The following is a 7335-nucleotide window of genomic DNA, read 5'->3' as shown; positions in this document are numbered from 1 at the left end:
CTACTGCGCCAAACATCACCTGCTTAAAACCGCCTGCGGATGGAAAGACACCCAAGACAAAGATGGCACCATCACGTCCACCTCACCGGCAGGACGAACCTACACCACCAAACCCGAAGGACCCGTGCTCACCAGCCGGAAAGACGCCCGCCGCTACAACACCGACAACGGACACCGCTTCGACCCCTGGGACCCCAAAAATGTTGACAACACTCCAACCGGCGACCACGACCAAACCCCACCACCATTCTGAAATCTCCCCGGCGAACGGTTGATTACGAGATGACGGGTCGACCGATCAGGAGATAACGGTGAGTACGGCATCCGACTCGACGGCGTCCGCCGGACAACGCCGCGCTTCGCCGACAGTTCCGGCACGATGGGCGGAGATGGTCGATTCCATCTTCATGGCTTCAAGTACGACAACGGCGTCCCCCTCGCCCACTTCGGCGCCCGGCTCGACCAGCCACTTCACCACCGTTCCGGACATGGGCGAGCGGAGCTCGGTGGGGTCGACGTGCGCGTCACCACCGTTCGTTCCGTCGCCGCTTCCCGTTCCGATGGCATTCGAGCCCGCCGTTCCGAGGCTTGCGAGAAGTTCGGTTGGCAGGCCCAGGCTTACCCGGCGTCCGTCGAGGTCGATGCTGAATGTCCGGCGGCCGCCACCTTCCCTGCCGGAGCTGTAATCGGGATCAGCGGGAATCCGGTCGGCGAATTCGCTCTCGATCCAACCGGTGTAAATGCCGAGAGAGTCTGTTCCGGTGAAGGCTTCTTCTTCAAGGACGGCCCGGTGGAACGGGACAACCGTCGCCAGGCCGGTTACTTCAAGTTCCTCCAGGGCGCGGCGGGCACGGCGGATAGCCTGTTGCCGGTCGGCGCCGGTGACAATCAGTTTGGCGAACATGGAGTCGAACTGCCCGGCGATGGTGTCGCCGGAGCGGACGCCGGTGTCCACACGGATGCCGCGTCCGGTGGGCGGTACGAAGGTTTTGACCGTACCGGGGGAGGGGAGGAACCCGCGTCCGACGTCTTCGGCATTGAGCCGGAATTCGATGGCGTGGCCGAACGCTTTGGGGTCTTCCGTGATGGCCAGTGGTTCCCCGGCGGCGATGCTGAACTGTGCCTGGACGAGGTCCATGCCGGAGGTTTCCTCGGTCACGGGGTGTTCGACTTGGAGCCTTGTGTTGACCTCCAAAAAGGACACCGTGCCGTCCTGGCCCAGCAGGAACTCGACGGTTCCGGCGCCTACGTAATCGGCTTCCCGGCAGATGGCCTTGGCCGATTCATGGATCTCGCTGCGCTGGGCGTCGGTCAGGAACGGGGCCGGCGCTTCCTCCACCAGTTTCTGGTGCCGCCGCTGCAGCGAACAGTCACGGGTTCCGACGACGATGACGTTGCCGTGCTTGTCGGCCAGGATCTGGGCTTCGACGTGCCGCGGTTTGTCGAGGAACCGCTCGACGAAGAGCTCATCACGGCCAAAAGCCGATTTCGCTTCCCGGCGGACCGAGTCGAACGCTTCCTCGATCTCACCGAGTTCACGCACGACCCGGAGCCCGCGGCCGCCACCTCCGAAGGCCGCTTTGAGCGCGAGCGGAAGTCCGTGTTCTTCGGCAAACGCGCGGGCGTCGGCGGCGGATTCGATCGGTCCATCGCTGCCGGCCACCATCGGGGCACTCGCCCGGACTGCGATCTCCCGGGCTGTGACTTTATTGCCCAGCGCGAGGATGGTGTCCGGCTCCGGACCGATCCAGGTCAGGCCCGCGTCGATGACGGCGCGGGCGAAGTCCGCGTTCTCAGACAGGAACCCGTAACCGGGATGGACGGCGTCGGCTCCGGAGCGTCTGGCGATCTGCAACAACTTGTCGATATTGAGATACGTTTCCGCCGGCGTCGAACCGTCCAGTGCGTAGGCTTCATCGGCCAGATCCACGTGGAGGGAACCGGCATCGTCGTCGGCGTAGACGGCGACGGAAACCAGCTCCGCGTCGAGGCACGCCCGCTCCACGCGCACGGCGATTTCGCCACGGTTGGCAATCAGGACTTTATGCATGGCTGTGTCTTCCGCTCAGGTTTCAGTTTCGTCGGCGTCCGCAGGTCCGGCTGCTTCACCGGTGCCGGCGGTATTCGCGCTGGAGGTGTCTTCGTCAGGAGCAGCAACCGCGTGGAACCGGATCCTGCCCCCCGGTGGAATCTGCGCCGCCCGGTCCAGATGCTCATGCGCCACCACGCCGATGACGGGATAGCCGCCGGTGACGGGATGGTCAGCGAGGAAGAGGACGGGCATGCCGGACGGCGGGATCTGGATGCTGCCGGCGAGCGTCCCTTCGCTGGGAAGCTCCCCCTGCCGGCTCCGCTCCAGCGGTGTGCCATCCAGGCGGATCCCGACGCGGCTGGACTTCGCCGTGACCTCCCACTCCTGACCGGTCAGGGAATCGATGGCGGGTTGATCGAACCAGTCGGCACGCGGACCGAGGACGATGTTCAATTGAACACTTTCGCGCTCTGCCGCGGTGACGACGTCGTCGGGCGTCCGGGGGATCCCGACGACACTGGTGGGTGGCGCTTTAGCGACCGGAACGAAGGACTGTGCCGCCAGCGGCTCCGGTCCAATCCCGGACATGGTGTCGGTGGCGCGGCTTCCCAGCACCAGCGGTACATCGATGCCGCCACGGAAAGCCACATAGCTGCGCAGTCCCCGCGTCGGCGCACCCAGGGTGAGAGTTTCGCCGTCGAGCAGGGCAAACGGGGCACCCATGGGAATGCTGCGGACCATTCCATCAGGGTTGCGGATTTTCAGGTCCGACGGCGCACCGGCGACGGCGAGTACCTGGTCGCCTTGTGCCGTTACCGAAAGTCCACCCATTGCGGTTTCGATTACCGCCTCATTTGGTCCGTTGCCGGCAAGGCGGTTGGCAGTACGCATTGCGCCGGAATCGAGGGCGCCGGCTTCGGAAACGCCGAGGTCCGCGTAGCCGAAACGGCCCAGGTCCTGGATCAGGCTCTGGGCGCCGGGGGAGACAACGCGAACGCCGGACTGGGACTCGTGGCGTTCCCGAACAGCTGACCCTTCCGTTGTGGCGGACGCTTGAGAAGCTGTCTCTTTCCCGGAGGCGCCTTCCTCCTGAGTGGGTTCGTTTCCCTCGTCTGAAGCGCCTGTCTCGACAAGTTGCCGCACGGCTTTGTACTGCACCCGGTTCCCCGGAACGACCAGGGCAGGCTGCTCGCGATCGAGGTCCCACATCCGTGCCGAGGTCCGGCCGATCAACTGCCAGCCACCGGGCGACTGGCGCGGATAGATGGCGGAGAAATTACCGGCCAGTGCAACTGAGCCGGCCGGAACGGCGGTGCGCGGACTTTCCCGGCGCGGAACTTCGAGACGCTGATTCTCGCCCACTAGATAGGCGAAACCTGGCGCGAAGCCGCCGAAGGCAGCCGTCCAGATCTGTGCGGTGTGGGCTTCGATCACACCGTCGCGGCTGAGGCCCGTCAGTTCGGCGACTGCGTCCAGGTCCTCGCCGTCGTACACCGTTTCAATGACGCGCAGTGTGTCGTCGAGAGTGGTGGAACCCGTCAGGTCCAGATGCTGGATCTGCTCTGCGATGGACCGGATCGCGACTGTGGAATCGGCGGTGACCATGACCGTTTCGGCGGCGGCCAGCACGTCAACCTGGCCGGGCAGCGGCAGTTCCGTCAGGGCGGATTTGAGCGCGAGGACTTCATCCATGCCGCTGAGTTCGATGAGGATGGCTCGGCTGCCGACCGCTCTGATAGTTAGCTTCTGGAGCGGAGCAGAATCGCCTGAGCCTGAGCCTGAACCCGGCGTCCCGCCGTCGTCGTTGATTTGCACTGACGTGGGTCAGACGAAGGACTTGACGGTGATGCCGGCCTCGTCCAGTGCACTGCGGACGGCGGCGGACATTTCGACGGCGCCAGGGGAGTCGCCGTGCAGGCAGATGCTGTCGGCATGGACGTCGATCAGCGTGCCGTCTATGGTCTTGATCTTCGACTCGGTGGCCACGCGCAGAACGTGTTCGACGACGTCGGCAGTGTCGTGCAGCGCCGCACCCTCCTGGCGGCGGGAAACCAGAGTGCCATCCGGGTTGTAGGCGCGGTCGGCGAAGGCTTCCTGCACAGTGCGGAGACCGGCCTTGTCGGCCAGCCGCAGCACTTCGGAGTTGGGCAGCACCATCAGGGGCAGCGAGGGATCGACTGCCTTGACGGCGTCGACCACGGCCTGGGCCTGCTCGGCGTGGTGGACGATGGTGTTGTAGAGGGCGCCGTGCGGTTTCACGTACTTGACCGCCGTGCCGGCCCGGGCAGCCAGTGCCTGCAGCGCACCGATCTGGTAGACGACGTCGTCGGTCAATTCTTTAGGGGCGACGTCGACGAACCGCCGGCCGAAACCCTGCAGATCGCGGTAGGCGGGATGGGCGCCGACGGTCACGCCGGCGTCGGCAGCGCTGTGGCAGGTGGCGCTGATCCCCGCCGGATCGCCGGCATGGAAACCGCACGCCACATTGGCACTGGAGACGGACTTGAAAATCGCTGCGTCGTCGCCAAGCTGCCAGCGGCCGAAGGATTCTCCAACGTCGCTGTTCAGGTCAATACTGATGCCATCTGTTCCGGCCATGGTGACTCTCATCCCTGTGACGTTGTTTCTTTCCAGCATGCCGTATCCGGCGTGGAACGTTCAATAGTGCTGCCCGCGCCCATAGTGGAGCCCGCGCCCATCATGCCGGGAGCAGGCCGAAGACGTCGGCCAGTTGGTAGACCGCGAGTCCGGTTACGGTGACCAGCACAATCCCGCCGAGGGTGTTGGCCAGCGGACCGTTGCGGTACTTTCCAAGGAACCCCGGCCGGTTCATGACGACGAGCAGGAATGCCGCGATGATGGGCAGCAGGATGCCGTTGGTGGCCTGGGCGAACACAATAACCGCGATGGGGTTGGTTCCCGTGAGGGCAATGATGACGCCCAGGACGAGGATGGTGGCCCAGATGATTCTGAACTTGGTGTCGCGCAGCTCTGTTGACCATCCCATCGTGCTGGAGATGGCATACGCGGCGCCCAGCGGGCCGGCGATGGCGCTGGTCAGGCCGGCTGAGAACAAACCGAGGGCGAATACATAATCCGCGGCCGGTCCGAGGACGGGTTCCAGTTGGCTGGCCAAGGCGTCAATCGTCGTCGCCTCGACGCCCCTGACGAACAGGGTGGCTGCCGCCGTCGTCATGATGGCGATGGTGATGATGCCGCCGATGGAGATGGAAATTGCGGTGTCGCGGCGGGACTCGGACAGGGCCACCGCGGTGTCGGTGCGGGGCCACTTTTCCTGCACAAGGCTGGCGTGGAGGAAAAGGTTATACGGAACGACGGTGGTGCCAATCAGCGCGATCGTCACCAGCAGTGCACCGTCCGGGATGGTTGGCGGGAAGATTCCGGAAAACACCTGTCCCAGATCCGGCCGCGAGACGATGGCGGTCAGTACGAACACCGCACCCATGATGGCAACGAGGACGGCGAAGACCCGTTCCACCCGCTTGTAACTGCCGGTGAACAGCAGCCAGGCGACAACGAGGCCGACCAGCAGGATCACCACAGGTTGGGGGAGATTCGTCAGCGTGGACAATGCAATAGAGGTGCCGGTGGTGTCACCGCCCGCATAGCTGGCCCCTCCGATTCCAATGGCAGCGACCACAAGAATTACGACGACGGTGCGGACTATCGTGTTATCGAACGTGGAGCGAAGCGCCTCGCCCAGGCCCTCACGCCGCCGGGCACACGGCCGGAAAAATCGCAGACGTCCTCCGCGGACGGGTGATCGTTGGTGGCCTGCCACCCGGAACACCGTTGCGCGATGCATCATTTGCCACCGAATTCGGCGTCTCCCGCAACACCATGCGCGAAGCGCTGCGAACCCTGCAGCACGAAGGGCTGGTCGAGCACCACGTCAACAGGGGTTTCGTTGTCCGGACACTCACGCCCGACGACGTTCTTGACATTTATGCTGTCCGGAACGTCGTTGAAATACGCGCCATCCAGGAGAGCGCTCTGTGCTCCAGCGCTGCGCTGGCACCGGTGGGAACCGCCGTCGAAAATGCGCGGCGGGCCGTAGCGGAAGACGAATGGAGCGACGTCGGGACGGCCAGCTTGGAGTTTCACCAAGCGCTGGTTGCCACGCTGGGCAGTCCATCGTTGAACGAATTCTTCGCGGGAATCGTGGCCAGGCTGCGGCTGGTGTTCGCCGTCATGGACAACGGGCGGGCGTTCCAGTTGCCATGGATGGCGCGGGACCGCGAAATCTGGGAATTGATCCGCTCCGGCCGGCGGGAGGAGGCCCAAAAGTCGATGAGTCACTACCTTGAGGAATCACAGCGGCTGGTGCTCGACGTCGTCAGGCAGAACGCGGGCAGGAAACCCGTCCGCAAATCTCCCACTATAGAAAGGCCGTAAGCGGCATGAGTTTAACCGCAGCCGCATATCGGGCGAGCCCCGGAGGCGCCCTCGACGTCGATCGGGAGTTTTACCGGAAGTTCGGCGAAAACTTCGATGAGCACGAACTGGTCGATTCATTCGTCATCCCGATCCGCTCGGGCCGGGCCTGGGAAGTGCCGGCCGGATCCCTCTGCCGGATTGTGACGATCGAAGGCGCGCAGGTTGCCGACCTGAACATCTGGAACAGGCATGATCCGCGGGAACGGATGTGGGCGGCGCGGACGCGTCAGCTGCAGGCGGCGCATGTGAGCACCTTCGACCGGCTGTGGTCGACCCTGCCATTCCTGCGGCCGCTGGTCACGATTACCGGGGACAGCCTGTCCGACTATGGCCGGGATGAAGAAGGTGGAAGGGTTCACGACTTGCTGGGCACACGCTGCGATCCGTACGTGAACCGGATGCTGACCGGCGAGGATTTCGACTTCCACTGCCATTCGAACCTCACCCGTGCAGTGTTGCCGTACGGGCTGACTGAGTTCGATGTGCACGATGTGCTGAATGTTTTCCAGTGCACCGGGCTCAATGACGAAGACCGCTACTTCATGAAGACCTGCCCGGCGAGGAAGGGCGACTACTTCGAATTCTTCGCCGAGACGGACATTCTCTGCGCGCTGTCCACCTGCCCCGGCGGGGACTTGTCCGTGCCGATGTGGGGTCCGGATGCGCGCGACCCGATTGACGTATGCCATCCACCCGGTATCGAGGTTTACCGTCCGAAAACGGAGCTGCTGAGCGGGTGGCAGCCTTCCACCCGCGCGGCTTATGCGAATGCCCATGGACTCCAGTCACCACGGTGGGGCGACTGACGGTGATGCGTAAGTAATTACGGACAGACGAGAAGGCCA

The 7335-nt window shown here is 64.2% G+C and carries 6 protein-coding genes and 1 pseudogene; 3 read left to right on the top strand and 4 right to left on the bottom strand.

All coding sequences use genetic code 11. The annotated features are described in order from the left end of the window. Nucleotides 1–253, top strand: a pseudogene (locus Y707_RS31715) (hypothetical protein); the annotation flags it as partial. A gap of 45 nt (nt 254–298) precedes the next feature. Here the strand turns inward: Y707_RS31715 and Y707_RS0118145 are convergent. The 4 genes from Y707_RS0118145 to Y707_RS27365 all read right to left on the bottom strand — a co-directional run bounded on the left by Y707_RS0118145 (nt 299) and on the right by Y707_RS27365 (nt 5861). Next, nucleotides 299–2050 carry an acetyl/propionyl/methylcrotonyl-CoA carboxylase subunit alpha gene (locus tag Y707_RS0118145; protein ID WP_026536122.1) on the bottom strand — a complete coding sequence of 584 codons (1752 nt, stop codon included), beginning with the start codon at nt 2048–2050 and terminating at the stop codon, nt 299–301. Nucleotides 2051–2065: 15 nt separating this feature from the next. Continuing rightward, nucleotides 2066–3769, bottom strand: coding sequence for a 5-oxoprolinase subunit B/C family protein (locus Y707_RS27370; RefSeq protein WP_275451231.1), 1704 nt, complete (start codon nt 3767–3769; stop codon nt 2066–2068). An 87-nt stretch (nt 3770–3856) separates the two neighbouring features. Further along, a complete protein-coding gene (locus Y707_RS0118135) occupies nt 3857–4630 on the bottom strand; it encodes a LamB/YcsF family protein (RefSeq protein WP_026536121.1) in 774 nt (257 codons plus the stop codon). Between the two features lie 100 nt (nt 4631–4730). Continuing rightward, nucleotides 4731–5861, bottom strand: coding sequence for an Nramp family divalent metal transporter (locus tag Y707_RS27365; protein ID WP_081744991.1), 1131 nt, complete (start codon nt 5859–5861; stop codon nt 4731–4733). Here Y707_RS27365 and Y707_RS27360 point away from each other — a divergent pair. Continuing rightward, nucleotides 5813–6448: a GntR family transcriptional regulator gene (locus Y707_RS27360; protein WP_216699295.1), complete on the top strand. Its 636-nt coding sequence runs from the start codon at nt 5813–5815 to the stop codon at nt 6446–6448. The genes Y707_RS27365 and Y707_RS27360 overlap by 49 nt on opposite strands. A 5-nt stretch (nt 6449–6453) precedes the next feature. Next, nucleotides 6454–7296 (top strand): urea carboxylase-associated family protein, encoded by an 843-nt coding sequence (locus Y707_RS0118120; protein ID WP_026536120.1) that lies wholly within the window; start codon nt 6454–6456, stop codon nt 7294–7296. Nucleotides 7297–7335 lie beyond the last annotated feature (39 nt).

Source organism: Arthrobacter sp. H14 (assembly GCF_000520495.1).
Taxonomy (GTDB): Bacteria; Actinomycetota; Actinomycetes; order Actinomycetales; family Micrococcaceae; genus Arthrobacter_C.
The sequence above is the reverse complement of the archived record's forward strand: the minus strand, read 5'-3'. Positions and strand labels throughout refer to the sequence as shown.